Genomic DNA, 14,264 nt, shown 5'->3' with positions numbered 1-14,264 from the left:
CAGGCCGGGTCAGGACGGCATGACCACCGGACGACCCTGGAGCACCCGGAAGGTGTAGACCGTGCCGAACAGCGCGATCGGCGCGGTCACCAGGACGCCGACGCCGCACAGGCAGATGCCCAGGCCGGCGACGATCGAACTCAGCAGCCACCACACGATCGTGCTGCCGAGGTTGTTCTTGCAGAACTCGAAGCTCGCCTTCAGGGCGTCGACGCCGCTGAGGTTCTGGTCGACCACGAAGTAGGCGGCGTAGCTGAGCAGGTAGCCGGCGATGATGCCCGGCAGGAAGCACAGGATCGTGCCGACCAGGGTGATGGCGCCGCTGATCAGGCCCACGACGGCCAGGTCGCCGACCTTGGAGAAGTCGGTGAAGCGCGAGAACTCGAACTTCTGACCGTCGGCCACGGGCAGTGCGGCCTGGGCGAACAGGCCGCCGACGATCGTGCCGGCGATCGTGTAGAAGCCGAGGCTCAGGCCCTGTCCGACGAGCTGGGCGATCAGGCTGTCACCGACCGCGAGGCGCAGCACCGTGCCGAGTCCGACGAGGACGCCGTAGACGACGATGCCGAGCACGAACGCGCCGATGACCGGGCCGGCGTTCTTGGTGAAGGCGTTCCAGCCGAAGGAGAACGCGGTGCCGAGGTCCCAGCCCGAGCCGGGGGTCGGTGCGCCGTAGGCGCCGGGCGCGGGCGGCGGCGGGAAGCCGCCGCCGGGCGGCGGCGGGTACGCGCCACCCGGGGGCGGCGGAGGAGGCGGGGCCGCGTTCCCGTAGTCCGGCGGGGGCGGCGTCGCGCCGCCGTAGCTGGGCGGGGGCGGCGGGGGCGGCGGAGGGACGTCGCCTCCGGCGGCTCCATCGCCTCCCGGCGGCGGCGGGGTGGGCGGGTCGTACGACGACATGGTGCCTCCTCGTCTCTGGCGGGACTCCCGACCCTAGTGGCTCGACGGGCCCTCCGACCACGGTGGTGGCACCGACTTCCGAGGCCGTTGCGGGTGTCCTCAGAGCCCTGATCCGACGATGCGGCCGCTCACCTCGCCCAGGTGCAGTCGTCCGCCGCTCGTCGAGGGCGCGCTCGCCCGCACCGTGACCTCCGTGCCGTCGGTGAGCCACGTGCGGCCATCGGGCAGGGGGACGGTGCCGCCGCGGGTCAGCTCGAGGAGGCATCCGCGCTCGTCGTCCCCGGGCCCGCTGACGGTGCCGGAGGCGAACAGGTCGCCGGTGCGCACCGCGGCGCCGTTGGAGGTCAGGTGCGCGAGCATCTGGGACGGCGTCCAGTACGTGCTGGCGAACGGCGGGCGCGCGACGACCTCGCCGTCGAGGAGCACCTCGAGCGCGAGGTCGAGTCCGCGGCCGGCCGGGCGCAGGTAGGGCAGCGGCTCGGGGCTCTGCGCCGGCGGGTCGGTCCAGGCCGCCTCGAGGGCGGCGAGCGGGGTGATCCAGGCCGCGATCGAGGTGGCGAACGACTTGCCGAGGAAGGGGCCGAGCGGCACGTACTCCCAGGCCTGGAGGTCGCGCGCCGACCAGTCGTTGACCAGCGCCACGCCGACGACGTGGTCGGCGAGGGCGGTCACCGGCACGGGTCGTCCGAGTACAGAAGGGCGCCCGACCACGAAGCCGACCTCGGCCTCCAGATCGAGGCGCTCGCTGGGGCCGAAGGTGGGCCCGGAGCCGGGTGCGCCCCGCCGCTGGCCCGCGGGCCGCCGGATCGGCGTCCCCGACACCACCACGCTGCCCGCGCGTCCGTGGTAGCCGATCGGCAGGTGCTTCCAGGCCTGGGGCAGCGCGGGGCCGTCGGGCCGGAAGATCGAGCCGACCCGGGTGGCGTGGTGCTCGGAGGCGTAGAAGTCGACGACGTCGGCGACGGTGATCGGCAGTCGCAGGGAGATTCCGGCCAGAGGGTGGAGATGGGGCGCGACGAGCGGGCGGTGCGCCGGGTCGGTGAGCAGCTCGCGGACGGCGTCCCGCTGGGCGGCGAGCTCGTCGGCCGGCAGTGCCAGGAGCGTGTCGAGGGTCGGTGCGGCGAGGGCCGCGCGTCCCGACGCCGGCAGGTGCTCGGCGATGCCGGCGAGATCGAGGGCGTGCTCGCCGATGCGCACCACCGGCCGCGGCCCGAGGCCGGGCAGCTCGGCGAGGCCCCAGGGGAGGTGGTCGACGTCGAAGCCGGAGCCGGCGGCGCCCGGCACCCAGCACGTCGTCGGTGCGCTCATGCCGAGAGCTCCGGACGAGCGGCGATCTCGGCCGCGACGGCCGTCGCGTCGACCCCGACGCCGCGGCACCAGCGCCGGGCGCGCGCGAGATCGCCCGGCTGTGCGGTCTCGCGGGCCGTGGCAGCGGCCAGCAGTGCGGCGGCGTCGGCGCTCAGGACGGCGCGCGGGTCGTCGCCGTCCCAGGCCGCGGCGGTGGCGAGCAGCAGCGCGAGCGCAGGGTGCCCGGTGCCCTCTGTGGCGTCGATGCCGCCGGTGGCGCTCCCGCCCGGCAGCAGCGGGTGCGGTCCGCGCCAGTGCACCGGGCACTCGCGGTCGAGGGCCGCCTCGAGCAGGTCGACCACGACGTCGACGGGCAGTGGCCCGGCGGGGCCGGCGCTGCGCAGCGCGAGCCCGTAGCCGCACGCGGCGGCCTCGTCGGCGGCGGCCAGCCAGCCGCCGCGGGGCTCGCCGGCGGGCAGGCCGAGCAGCAGCCGCTCCTCCTCGACGACGCCCGCGGCGGCGGCGCACACCCGCCGGGCGTTGCCGCCCAGGTCGTCGAGGTCGCGCAGCGGCACCAGCAGGACGGCGTCGCGATCGGCGGCGGCACGCGCCGCGCCGACGACCTGTCCCGCGCCGCCGGTGACGGTGACGAGCACCGGCCCGTCGTCCTCATGGCCGGGGAGGTCGACGTCGTCGACGCACCGGCGTCCGATCCAGCGCGGGTCGAGGGCGGGGGAGTGGCCGCTGAGGTCGAGGAGCCCGGTCAGGCCGAGGAGTCCGGCGGAGCTTGGCGTGGGCACGCGCGTACTGTAACCATGTTCTGGATAGCGAACAGAGGCGTCCGTTTATCGAACACCCCGGAGGGACCCATGTACTACCGCCAGGTCGGCGACCTGCCCCGGCACCGCCACACCCAGCACCGCGACGACCAGGGTCGCCTGCGCTACGAGGAGCTGATGGGCGAGGAGGGATTCTCCTCCGACTCCTCGCTGCTCTACCACCGCGGGGTGCCCTCGGCGATCGTCGCCTCCGAGGTCTGGGAGCTCCCCGACCAGCGGCTCACGCCGGCGCACCCGCTCAAGCCGCGGCACCTGCGCCTGCACGACCTCGTCACGGGTGAGGACGCCGTCACCGGGCGCCGCCTCGTGCTCGGCAACCACGACGTCCGCCTCTCCTACGTCATCACCGGCACGGCGCCCTCGGCCCTGTTCCGCGACGCCGTCGGCGACGAGTGCGTGTTCGTCGAGGCCGGTTCCGGCATGGTCGAGACCGTCTTCGGTGCGCTGCCCTACCGCGCCGGCGACTTCGTCGTCGTCCCGCGCGCCACCACGCACCGCTGGGTGCCCGCCGAGCCGAGCCGTCTCTATATCGCCGAGGCCTCGGGCCACATCGCGCCCCCGCGCCGCTACCTCTCCCGCTACGGGCAGTTCCTCGAGCACGCGCCCTACTGCGAGCGCGACCTGCGCGCGCCGTCCGAGCCGCTGCTCGTCGAGGGCGGCGACGTCGAGGTGCTGGTGCGGCACCGTGCCGGCGGCGGCATCGTCGGCACGCGGCTGACCTACGACACCCACCCCTTCGACGTCGTCGGCTGGGACGGCTGCCTCTACCCCTACACCCTCAACATCGAGGACTACATGCCGATCACCGGCAAGCTGCACCAGCCGCCGCCGGTGCACCAGGTCTTCGAGGGCGACCGCTTCGTCATCTGCGCGTTCCTGCCGCGCAAGGTCGACTACCACCCGCTCGCGGTGCCGGTGCCCTACTACCACTCCAACGTCGACAGCGACGAGGTGATGTTCTACGTCGCCGGCGACTACGAGGCCCGCAAGGGCTCGGGCATCGGCATCGGCTCGATCAGCCTGCACCCCGGCGGGCACGCCCACGGTCCGCAACCGCAGGCCATCGAGGCCTCGCTCGGCGCCGAGCGCTTCGAGGAGACCGCCGTCATGGTCGACACCTTCGCCCCCCTCGAACTCGGCGAGGGCGGGCTCGCGGTGGAGGATCCCGCCTACGCGTGGTCGTGGGCCGGGCGGCGGTTGGAGTGACGGCGCCCGGGAGGGGCCGGTGAGGGTCGGCGTCAGGAGTCACCGGGCGCCCGGTGACTCCTGCCATTGGTCAGGCAAGACTTGCGTCACGACCCGACAGACTCAGCTGACCAATCTTGTTCGCAGAGTCCCATCGGCCCCGCTGGTCACATCCGGCAGGCGAGTCCGCAGCACCCCGCCCCACCCTCCAGGGCTGGGACGACGCCCGACCCCGCGCCAGGATGGGTGACATGAGTCGCAAGCCGCCCGTCCAGGACATCGACGAGACCCGTCTCGAGGCCGGCGGCACCGCCCACGCGGCGGCGGGGGTCACCGCGGTGGCGGTGGCGATGAAGCACGCCTATGAGCAGATGGGCGTGAGCCGCACGGCGCGCACCCTGCTCAAGCTCAACCAGGTCGAGGGGTTCGACTGCCAGGGCTGCGCGTGGCCCGACCCCGACCCGAAGCACCGCCACACGGCGGAGTTCTGCGAGAACGGCGCGAAGGCGGTGGCCGAGGAGGCCACCACCCGCCGCATCGGCGCGGAGTTCTTCTCCGCCCACCCCATCGCCGAGCTGGCGCAGCGCAGCGACTACTGGCTGGGCCAGCAGGGGCGCATCACCGAGCCGATGGTGCTGCGGCCCGGCGCCACCCACTACGAGCCGATCACCTGGGACGACGCCTTCGCCACGATCGGGCGCCATCTCACCGGCCTGTCGAGCCCCGACGAGGCGATCTTCTACACCTCCGGCAAGGTCTCCAACGAGGCCGCCTTCGCCTACCAGCTCTTCGTGCGCGCCTACGGCACCAACAACCTGCCCGACTGCTCGAACATGTGCCACGAGTCGACCTCGGTCGGCCTGGCCGAGACGATCGGCATCGGCAAGGGCTCGGTCAGCCTCGAGGACATCCACGACGCGCGGCTCATCGTCGTCGCGGGCCAGAACCCGGGCACCAACCATCCCCGCATGCTCTCCGCGCTCGAGATCGCCAAGCGCAACGGCGCCCGCATCATCGCGATCAACCCGCTGCGCGAGGCGGGCCTGGTGCGGTTCAAGAACCCGCAGAAGCCGCGCGGCGTGCTGGGCAACGGCACCGGCATCGCCGACCTGCACCTGCCGGTGCGCATCAACGGCGACCTCGCTCTCTTCCAGGCCATCGGCGCCCTCCTGCTCGAGTGGGACGCCGTCGACCACGACTTCGTCGCGCAGTACACGCACGGCTTCGAGGAGTACGCCGCCGGCCTGCGCGACCTCGACTGGGACGCCGTCCTGCGCGCCACCGGGCTGACCCGTGCGCAGATCGAGGAGGCGGCCCGCATGTTCGCCGACTCCGACGCCACCGTGCTGTGCTGGGCGATGGGCATCACCCAGCACCACAACGGCGTCTCGACGGTCAAGGAGCTCGCCAACCTGGCCTTCCTTCAGGGCAACATCGGCAAGCCCGGCGCGGGCCTGTGCCCCGTGCGCGGCCACTCCAACGTGCAGGGCGACCGCACGATGGGCATCTGGGAGAAGCCCACCGAGACCTTCCTCGACAACCTGCGCGACCAGTTCGGCTTCGAGCCGCCGCGTGAGCACGGCTACGACGCCGTGGCCGCCGTCCAGGCGCTGCTCGACGGCGAGGCGAAGGTGTTCGTCGGCATGGGCGGCAACTTCGTCTCCGCGATGTCCGACACCCAGGTCACCGAGCAGGCGCTGCGCAACGCCGAGCTGACGGTGCACGTCTCGACCAAGCTCAACCGCTCCCACGTCGTCCACGGGCGCGAGGCGCTGATCCTCCCCGCGCTCGGGCGCAGCGAGAAGGACCGCACCGGCGGCCGCCCGCAGCGGGTCACCGTCGAGGACTCCATGAGCGCGGTCCACGCCTCGCAGGGCCCGCTCGCGCCGGCCTCGGAGCACCTGCGCTCGGAGGTCGACATCGTCTGCGGCATGGCCGAGGCCACCCTGGCCGGGCGCAGCGACGTCACCGGCTCGCTGCCGTGGACGGCGTTCCGCTCCGACTACACCGAGATCCGCCGTCGCATCGCGAAGGTCGCCCCGGGCTGCGAGGACTACGACGTCCTCGTCGAGCAGCCGGGCGGGTTCGTGCTGCCGCACCCGCCGCGCGACAGCCGCAGCTTCCCGACAGCGGTCGGCAAGGCGGTCTTCACCGCCACCCCGCTCGAGGTGCTGGAGGTGCCCGAGGGGCGACTGCTGCTGCAGACCATGCGCTCGCACGACCAGTTCAACACCACGATCTACGGGCTCGACGACCGCTACCGCGGCATCAAGGGCGGACGCCGGGTCGTGTTCGTGCACCCCGACGACATCGCGGCCCTGGGGTTCGGGGAGGGCTCGATGGTCGATCTGGTGAGCGAATGGCGCGACGGCTCTGTGCGCCGTGCGCCGGCGTTCCGCGTCGTCCCCTACGAGCAGCCCCGCGGCTGCGCGGCGGCGTACTACCCCGAGACGAATCCGCTCATCCCGCTCGCCCACAAGGCCGACGGCAGCAACCAACCGGCCTTCAAGTCGATCATCGTGCGGCTGGAGGCTTCGACCTCGACGGGCTGGGTGCCCAGCGACGCGGGGTCGATCAGCCACCACACCGGCGACGACGCCCGCGCCAAGCGCGACACCGATCCCGTGCAGGAGAGCTGACGATCGGACCCAGCCTGGCCTGCCGCCGCTGCGGCGCGGGTGGCAGGCTGGACGCCGTGAGCGACCTCGACACGACGCCGTCGGAGATCCCCTGCGCGGCCGGTCCGGCCACCCCCGCCGTCCAAGTCCTGCCTCCGCGGCTGGTGCCGCTCGGCGGTCCGCGCGCGATGACGGTGCGCCGGGCGCTGCCCTCCCGGCAGCGCACCCTCATCGGCGCGTGGTGCTTCGTCGACCACTACGGCCCCGACGACGTCGCCGAGACCGGCGGCATGGTCGTCGCGCCCCACCCGCACACGGGCCTGCAGACCGTCAGTTGGCTGTTCACCGGCGAGGTCGAGCACCGCGACAGCGCCGGCAACGAGGCGCTCGTGCGGCCCGGCGAGCTCAACCTCATGACCGCCGGTCGCGGCATCAGCCACTCGGAGAACTCCACCCCTGCCGCCACCGTGCTGCACGGGGCGCAGCTGTGGGTGGCCCTGCCCGACGCCGCCCGCGACACCGACCCCGGTTTCGACCACTACGCGCCCGACGCCGTGCAGGGTCCGGGGTACGAGGCGCGGGTCTTCCTCGGCTCGCTGCTCGGCTCGGTCTCGCCGGTCGCCACCCACACCCCGCTGCTGGGGGCCGAACTGGTGCTCGCCGCCGAGGCCGAGGTCGTCGTCCCGGTGCCGCCCGACCACGAGCTGGGCGTGCTGCTCGACACCGGCTCCCTGACCGTCGACGGGACGCCGTTGCAGCCCGCCGACCTCGGCTACCTCGCCCCCGGCCGCGACGCTCTGCGCCTGCGGGCGGGGTCCGACGGCGCCCGGCTCCTGCTGCTCGGCGGCCCGCCCTTCGGCGAGGAGATCGTCATGTTCTGGAACTTCATCGGCCGCGACCACGACGAGATCGTCGGGTACCGCGACGCCTGGCAGGCGCAGGTCGCCGGTGGGCGCGACGCCCCGGGGCGTTTCGGCGTGGTCGCCGGCGACCAGGAGCGCATCCCGGCGCCCGAGCTGCCGAACGTCCGGCTGCGCCGGCGCTCCTGACCCACCCTTTCGAGTCGATCGGGAATAACCGACAAACTCCATGGAGTGAGTACGGTTTGCCGTATGGCAACGGCGACTGTCGCGATCATCGGAGGCGGTGCCAGCGGCACCCTGACCGCCTACCACCTGCTGCGCGCCCGCGGCGCCGACGAGCCCGACCTCGACGTCCTGCTCTTCGAGGCCTCCGGCACGCCCGGTCGCGGCATCGCCTACGCGACGACCGACCCGCGCCACCTGCTCAACGTGCGCGCCATCGGCATGAGCGCCCTGCCCGACGAGCCCAACCACCTCGTCGAGTGGGCCGAGAGCACCGGCCGCGCGATCACCCCCACCACGTTCCTGCCGCGCCGTGAGTACGCCGCCTACCTCGACAGCCTGCTGGCCGAGATCGCGCCGCGCCTGCGCGTCGTCCCGGCCCGGGTGAGCGACCTCGAGCGCGACCCCTCCGGCCGGTGGCGCGTGCAGGCGGGGGAGCAGACCCATCTCGCCGACCACGTCGTCCTGGCCCACGGCAACGCCACCCCGCGCGCCCTCGTCGACGGTGCCGGCGAGCCGCTGCCCGACGCGCCGTGGCACCTCGCCGACCCATGGCGTCTCGCGGCCCTCGACGCGCTGCCCGACGACGCCACCGTGGTCGTCGTCGGCTCCGGACTCACCGCCGTCGACACCGTCATCACCGCCTTGGACGGCGCCCCGCGTCGCCGCGCCGTCATGATCAGCCGCTCGGGCCTCCTGCCCCGCAGCCACGTCGTCGAGACCGGCACCTCCTGGGTCACGCCCGTCCCGTCGGGCCCTCTCCGTGCCGACGACGTCGCCGAGCTGGTGCAGGCCCAGATCCGCGCCGCCGCCCGGCGCGACGTCGACTGGCGCTCGGTCGTCGACGGTCTGCGCGGTGCCACGCAGTCGATCTGGCGTCGCCTCGACCTCGACGAGCGCCGCCGCTTCCTCGCCGTCCACGCGCGCGAGTGGGAGACCCACCGCCACCGCATGGCCCCCGAGGTCGGCGCCCGCATCGCCGCCTTCCGGGCCGAGGGACGCCTCGAGCTGGTCGGCGGCGGGCTCGGCTCGGTCGCCGACGAGGGGGCCCGCGCCCGCGTGGCGCTCCCCGGTGACGGGTCGGTGCTCGCCGACGCCATCGTCAACTGCACCGGCCCGCTCACCGACGTGACCCGGCTCGGCGACCCGCTCCTCGACCGCCTGCTCGAGCGGCGCACCATCGCCCCCGATCCGCTGCGCCTGGGCATCGCCACCACCGCCGAAGGGGCCGTCCTCGACGCCGACGGCAATCTCGTGCCCGGTCTGTTCACCGTCGGCCCGCCCCGCAAGGGCACGCTCTACGAGTCCACCGCCGTCCCGGAGATCCGGGTCCAGGCCGCCGCCTTCGCCGCCCACGTGCGGGCCGGGGGAGCGGTCTGCGAGGGCGCCGCGTGAGCCCGTCCCCGCGCCGCCCTGCGAGACTGCGCGCATGCTTCGTGGACTCGCCTGGCTCCTCGTCTGCCAGCTGATCGGGGAGGTCCTGGTGCGCCTGGCGCACGTCGAGGTGCCCGGTGCGGTGGTCGGCATGCTGCTGCTCTTCGCCGTCCTCCAGTGGCGGCGGATCGGCTCGGGCGCCGACGTCGTCCGCGCCGCCGACGTGCTGCTGCGCCACATGCAACTGCTCTTCGTGCCGGCCGGGGTCGGCATCGTCGCCTACGTCTCGACCCTGCGCGCCGACGCCGTCCCGGTGGCCCTCGGCCTGGTCGGGTCCTGGGTGCTCGGGCTGGTCGCGGTCGGCTGGAGCGCGACCCTGCTCGGACGCCGGAGCGCGTCGTGAGCGACGCCGTCGACTTCCTGCGGCACTCCCCGCTGGTCCTCGTGCTCGTCACGGTGGTCGGCTACCTGGTCGGCTGCGAGGTGCGCGACCGCACGAAGGGCCATCCGCTCGCGCAGCCGGTGGTCGTGGCCATCGCGGTCGTCGCGCCGACGATCGCCCTGCTCGACGTCGACTACGACACCTACCTCGGCGACGTCTCGCTCATCACCTTCTGGCTGGGCCCGGCCACCGTCGCGCTCGCCGTGCCGCTGCACCGACAGGCCCACCGGCTCAAGGGGTTCGTCGTCCCCCTGATCGCGACCGTCGCCGTCGGTGCGGTCGTCTCGGTCGCCGCCGGCGTCCTGCTCGTCCGGCTGGCCGGCGGCGCCGAGGTGCTGCAACGCACCATGGCGCCCAAGGCCACCACGACCCCCGTCTCGCTCGCGCTGTCGCAGACCCTCGGCGGCATCCCGCCGCTGTCGGCGGCGCTGACGATCATGGTCGGCATCCTCGGCGCGATCGCCGCCCCCACGGTGCTCACCTGGGCCCGGGTCCGCGACGACCGCGCCCGCGGACTGGCCATCGGGTCGGTCTCCCACGGCATCGGCACCGCCCGCGCGTTGCACGAGAGCCCGGCCGAGGGTGCCTTCTCCGGGCTTGGGATGGGGCTCACCGCCCTGGTCACCAGCCTGCTGATGCCGGCGCTGGCCTGGCTGCTGTTCACCGTCCTCTGACACGCCCGCCGCTCCTCGAGGGTGGTGGCTAGAGTCCCGGCATGTCGCGCATCCACGCCTTCGGGGACGACGCCCTCGGCGACCTCGACGCCGTCGGTCTCGTCGAGGCCCTCCGGGAGGGACGAGTCTCCGCCCCCGACCTCGTCGAGGCCGCCATCGCCCGCACCGAGGTGGTCGCCGCCCCGCTCGGCGCCCTGGCCCACCGCGCCTACGACCGGGCCCGCGAGCAGGCCGCCCGTCCGGGCGTCGGGTTCTTCGCCGGCGTCCCGACCCTCATCAAGGACAACGTCGACGTCGCCGGCATGCCCACCCAGCAGGGCTGCGACGCCTTCGTCTCGAAGGTGCACACCGAGGACGGCGACTTCGCCCGCACGTTCCTCGCCACCGGCCTCGTGCCGATCGGCAAGTCCCAGCTCTCGGAGTTCGGCTTCTCCGCGGCGGCCGAGCACCCGCGTCTCGGCCCGGTGCGCAGCCCCTGGGACACCACCCGCGTCGCGGGCGCGAGCTCGGCGGGCTCCGCGGCGCTGGTCGCGGCGGGCGCCGTCCCGATCGCCCACGCCAACGACGGCGGCGGCTCGATCCGCATCCCGGCGGCCGTCAACGGGCTCGTCGGCCTCAAGCCCAGCCGCGACCGCCTCGCCCAGGACGCCCTGAGCCGACAGATGCCGGTGCGCATCGTGGCCGACGGCGTCGTCACCCGCACCGTGCGCGACACCGCCGCGTTCCTGCGCGAGGCCGAGAAGGCGTACCGCACCCTGCGGCTGCCCCCGATCGGCGACATCACCCGCCCGGGGAAGGCGCGGCTGCGCATCGCGGTCAACACCACCGGCCTCCAGCGGGCCGCCGACCCGGAGGTCGCGGACGCCGTCCGCGCCGTCGCCGACCTGCTCCACGGGGCCGGGCACCACGTCGAGGAGGTCGCCGACCTCCCCGTCGAGGCCGGATTCCCCGACGATTTCCTCCTCTACTGGGGCCTGCTCGCGCTGGCGATCGTGCGCGGCGGCCGGTTCACCTTCGGTCCGACCTGGGACGCCGGACGCACCGACAACCTCACCCGCGGCCTGGAGCGGCACACCCGCCGCCACCTGCACCGGCTCCCCGGCGCGATCACCCGGCTCCGGCGCGCCCCGGCGCGGTCGGCGGCGTTCTTCGAGCGCTACGACGCCGTCCTCACCCCGACCCTGGCGACCTCTACGCCGCGGGTCGGTCACCTCGACCCCACCCAGCCCTACGAGGTGGTCGTCGAACGGCTCTTGGACTGGGTGGCCTTCACGCCGTTGGCGAACGTCACCGGCGACCCCGCGATCTCCCTGCCGCTGGCGACGGACGCCGACGGACTGCCGCTCGGCGTCATGCTCACCGCCGGTCTCGGACGCGAGGCGCGGCTGCTCGAACTCGCCTACGAACTGGAGCGGATCGCACCCTTCGCGAGCCTCGCGCAGACCCCCGTCGAGAGGCGCGACGGCGATTTTTAGATCCCGCGGGCGTTGTGTACTGTTCTCGCTCGTTGCCCCTTTAGCTCAGTCGGCAGAGCGTCTCCATGGTAAGGAGAAGGTCTACGGTTCGATTCCGTAAAGGGGCTCTGGGAGAAGGCCTCCGGGCCCGACCCGTGTGGCGGGGTAGCTCAGGTGGTTAGAGCACACGGCTCATAATCGTGGTGTCGCGGGTTCGAGTCCCGCCCCCGCTACCAACCAGCCGCCCCGGCGGATCACCCCGCAGCAACCGATACCGAGCAAGGACTTCCCGTGGCCAGCAAGAGCTCTGACGTTCGCCCCAAGATCACGCTCGCCTGCGTGGACTGCAAGGAGCGGAACTACATCACCAAGAAGAACCGCCGCAACGACCCCGACCGTCTGGAGCTGGCGAAGTTCTGCCCCCGGTGCCGCACCCACACCGCGCACCGCGAGACCCGCTGATCACAGCGCATCTCTTCCACGAGGCCCCCGGCGAACCGCCGGGGGCCTCGTGCGTTCCCGCGGACTGCGCCTCCCCGGCCCCGGCCGCGTAGGTTGGTCGCATGCCCGTCGACGCAGACCTGGTCGGCCGCACCTTCCCGCCGACCCGTCCCTACCCGGTCACCGAGGAACGCATCCGCGCGTTCGCCGAGGCCACCGGCGGTTCGTGGGACGGCGGCCCGGTGCCGGCCACCTTCCCGATCGTGCTGGCCTTCGAGGCGATGAACGCCTTCCTGGACGACGTCGGGGTCGAGCTCGCGCGCATCGTCCACGGCGAGCAGCGGTTCGCCTACGAGCGGCCGGTCGTGCCCGGCGACGTCCTCAGCGCCACCCTCGCGGTGGCCTCGGTGCGGTCGATGGCCGGCAACGACATCATCGGCACCCGCAGCCTCATCACCGACGCCGCCGGCGAGCTGGTGTGCACCACCACCGCCACCCTCGTCCACCGTGGAGCCGAGGCATGAGCGCCCCGCTCGAGGTCGACCAGACCCTCCCGACGCAGACCTATCCGGTGCGCCGCGCCGACCTGGTGCGCTACGCCGGCGCGAGCGGCGACTTCAACCCGATCCACTGGTCCGACCGCATCGCCACCGCCGTCGGGCTGCCCGGGGTCATCGCGCACGGCATGTTCACCATGGCCCTGGCCGCCCGTGCCGTGGCGACCTGGACCGAGCAGGCCGAGGTGGTCGAGCTCGGCTGCAAGTTCACCGCCCCGATCGTCGTCCCCGACGACGACGCCGGCGTGATCGTCGAGATCGCCGGACGCGTCGCCAAGCGCGACGGCGACCTGGTGACGATCGCGCTGGAGGTCACCTGCGGCGGCAGCAAGGTGCTGGGCATGCCCAAGGCGGTCGTCCGTGCCTGACCCCGTGCTGCTCGCCTCGCTGACCACGCTGCGGGTGGGCGGGCCGGCGCAGGAGTTCGTCACGGCCACGACCGAGGACGAGCTGGTCGCGGCCGTCCGTGACGCCGACGACGCCCGTACGCCGGTGCTCGTGGTCGGGGGCGGCAGCAACCTGCTGGTCGCCGACGCGGGCTTCCCCGGCCGGGTCGTGCACGTCGCCACGCGCGGCGTCCACCCCGACGTCGAGGGCGAGGACGCCGTCACCTGCGGCGGCGTGCTCGTGCGGGTCGCGGCGGGGGAGACCTGGGACGACCTCGTCGCCCGGGCGGTGGCCGACCGCTGGATCGGCATCGAGGCCCTGGCCGGCATCCCCGGCAGCGTGGGAGCCACCCCGATCCAGAACGTCGGCGCCTACGGCCAGGAGGTCGCCGACACCATCGCCTCGGTGCGGGCCTGGGACCGCCGCGACCGCACCGTGCGCACCCTGCCCGCCGCCGACTGCGGCTTCGCCTACCGCCACTCGCGCTTCAAGGCCGAGCCCGAGCGTTTCGTGGTGCTCGAGGTGACCTTCCAGTTCCGGGTGGGCACCCTCGGCGCTCCGGTCCGCTACGCGGAGCTCGCCCGCTCCCTGGGCGTCGAGCCGGGCGGCCGCGTGCCGGCAGCGCAGGTGCGCGACGCCGTCCTGGCCCTGCGCCGGGGCAAGGGGATGGTGCTCGACGCCGACGACCACGACACGTGGAGCGCCGGATCGTTCTTCACCAACCCGATCGTCGACCCCGACGCCGTCCCCGAAGGCGCCCCGGCCTACCCGCAGCCCGACGGCACCGTGAAGACGAGCGCGGCCTGGCTCATCGAGCACGCCGGCTTCGCCAAGGGGCACGGCGCCGGTGCGGCCCGGCTCTCGGGCAAGCACACCCTGGCGCTGACCAACCGGGGCGAGGCGACGGCGTCCGACCTGCTCGCGCTGGCACGCGAGGTGCGCGACGGCGTCCGCGAGCGCTACGGCATCACGCTGGTCAACGAGCCCGTGCTCGTGGGGTGCGCCCTCTAGGACACGCCGCCGC

Annotated in this window: 14 protein-coding genes and 2 tRNA genes; 13 read left to right on the top strand and 3 right to left on the bottom strand. The window is 73.7% G+C overall.

Annotated elements, in window-relative coordinates:
- Nucleotides 1-9: 9 nt before the first annotated feature.
- The 3 genes from ABD671_RS14680 to ABD671_RS14670 form a co-directional block, all read right to left on the bottom strand.
- Nucleotides 10-897: a hypothetical protein gene (locus tag ABD671_RS14680; protein ID WP_344734166.1), complete on the bottom strand. Its 888-nt coding sequence runs from the start codon at nucleotides 895-897 to the stop codon at nucleotides 10-12.
- Nucleotides 898-996: 99 nt separating this feature from the next.
- A complete protein-coding gene (locus tag ABD671_RS14675; RefSeq protein WP_344734165.1) occupies nucleotides 997-2,205 on the bottom strand; it encodes a fumarylacetoacetate hydrolase family protein in 1,209 nt (402 codons plus the stop codon).
- Nucleotides 2,202-2,984, bottom strand: coding sequence for a hypothetical protein (locus ABD671_RS14670; RefSeq protein ID WP_344734164.1), 783 nt, complete (start codon nucleotides 2,982-2,984; stop codon nucleotides 2,202-2,204). The genes ABD671_RS14675 and ABD671_RS14670 overlap by 4 nt, the downstream gene beginning before the upstream one ends.
- 69 nt (nucleotides 2,985-3,053) lie before the next feature.
- Here ABD671_RS14670 and ABD671_RS14665 point away from each other — a divergent pair, with 69 nt between their 5' ends.
- The 13 genes from ABD671_RS14665 to ABD671_RS14605 all read left to right on the top strand — a co-directional run bounded on the left by ABD671_RS14665 (nucleotide 3,054) and on the right by ABD671_RS14605 (nucleotide 14,251).
- Nucleotides 3,054-4,229: a homogentisate 1,2-dioxygenase gene (locus tag ABD671_RS14665; protein ID WP_344734163.1), complete on the top strand. Its 1,176-nt coding sequence runs from the start codon at nucleotides 3,054-3,056 to the stop codon at nucleotides 4,227-4,229.
- A 230-nt stretch (nucleotides 4,230-4,459) separates the two neighbouring features.
- A complete protein-coding gene (locus tag ABD671_RS14660; protein ID WP_344734162.1) occupies nucleotides 4,460-6,847 on the top strand; it encodes an FdhF/YdeP family oxidoreductase in 2,388 nt (795 codons plus the stop codon).
- A gap of 56 nt (nucleotides 6,848-6,903) precedes the next feature.
- Entirely contained in the window at nucleotides 6,904-7,875 is a 972-nt protein-coding gene (locus tag ABD671_RS14655; RefSeq protein ID WP_344734161.1) for a pirin family protein, read from the top strand.
- 63 nt (nucleotides 7,876-7,938) lie between these two features.
- The gene (locus tag ABD671_RS14650; protein ID WP_344734160.1) at nucleotides 7,939-9,306 is read left to right on the top strand and encodes an FAD/NAD(P)-binding protein; all 1,368 of its coding nucleotides are present in this window, start codon (nucleotides 7,939-7,941) and stop codon (nucleotides 9,304-9,306) included.
- A 34-nt stretch (nucleotides 9,307-9,340) separates the two neighbouring features.
- Complete coding sequence (locus tag ABD671_RS14645; RefSeq protein WP_344734159.1) at nucleotides 9,341-9,688, top strand: CidA/LrgA family protein; 348 nt, start codon at nucleotides 9,341-9,343, stop codon at nucleotides 9,686-9,688.
- On the top strand, nucleotides 9,685-10,401 hold the full coding sequence (locus tag ABD671_RS14640; protein ID WP_344734158.1) for an LrgB family protein: 717 nt from the start codon (nucleotides 9,685-9,687) through the stop codon (nucleotides 10,399-10,401). Before ABD671_RS14645 ends, ABD671_RS14640 begins: the two co-directional genes overlap by 4 nt.
- Before the next feature lie 41 nt (nucleotides 10,402-10,442).
- Nucleotides 10,443-11,876 (top strand): amidase, encoded by a 1,434-nt coding sequence (locus tag ABD671_RS14635; RefSeq protein WP_344734157.1) that lies wholly within the window; start codon nucleotides 10,443-10,445, stop codon nucleotides 11,874-11,876.
- A 34-nt stretch (nucleotides 11,877-11,910) separates the two neighbouring features.
- A tRNA-Thr gene (locus ABD671_RS14630) sits at nucleotides 11,911-11,983 on the top strand.
- Nucleotides 11,984-12,014: 31 nt separating this feature from the next.
- A tRNA-Met gene (locus tag ABD671_RS14625) sits at nucleotides 12,015-12,091 on the top strand.
- Between the two features lie 55 nt (nucleotides 12,092-12,146).
- Entirely contained in the window at nucleotides 12,147-12,317 is a 171-nt protein-coding gene (gene rpmG / locus ABD671_RS14620; protein ID WP_185252483.1) for a 50S ribosomal protein L33, read from the top strand.
- 101 nt (nucleotides 12,318-12,418) lie between these two features.
- Nucleotides 12,419-12,820 carry an FAS1-like dehydratase domain-containing protein gene (locus tag ABD671_RS14615; RefSeq protein WP_344734156.1) on the top strand — a complete coding sequence of 134 codons (402 nt, stop codon included), beginning with the start codon at nucleotides 12,419-12,421 and terminating at the stop codon, nucleotides 12,818-12,820.
- A complete protein-coding gene (locus ABD671_RS14610) occupies nucleotides 12,817-13,221 on the top strand; it encodes a MaoC/PaaZ C-terminal domain-containing protein (RefSeq protein ID WP_344734155.1) in 405 nt (134 codons plus the stop codon). The genes ABD671_RS14615 and ABD671_RS14610 overlap by 4 nt, the downstream gene beginning before the upstream one ends.
- The gene (locus ABD671_RS14605) at nucleotides 13,214-14,251 is read left to right on the top strand and encodes a UDP-N-acetylmuramate dehydrogenase (protein WP_344734154.1); all 1,038 of its coding nucleotides are present in this window, start codon (nucleotides 13,214-13,216) and stop codon (nucleotides 14,249-14,251) included. The genes ABD671_RS14610 and ABD671_RS14605 overlap by 8 nt, the downstream gene beginning before the upstream one ends.
- Nucleotides 14,252-14,264 lie beyond the last annotated feature (13 nt).

It is taken from the genome of Nocardioides fonticola, assembly GCF_039536805.1.
GTDB lineage: Bacteria > Actinomycetota > Actinomycetes > Propionibacteriales > Nocardioidaceae > Nocardioides > Nocardioides fonticola.
This window is presented reverse-complemented; position numbering and strand designations above follow the sequence as displayed.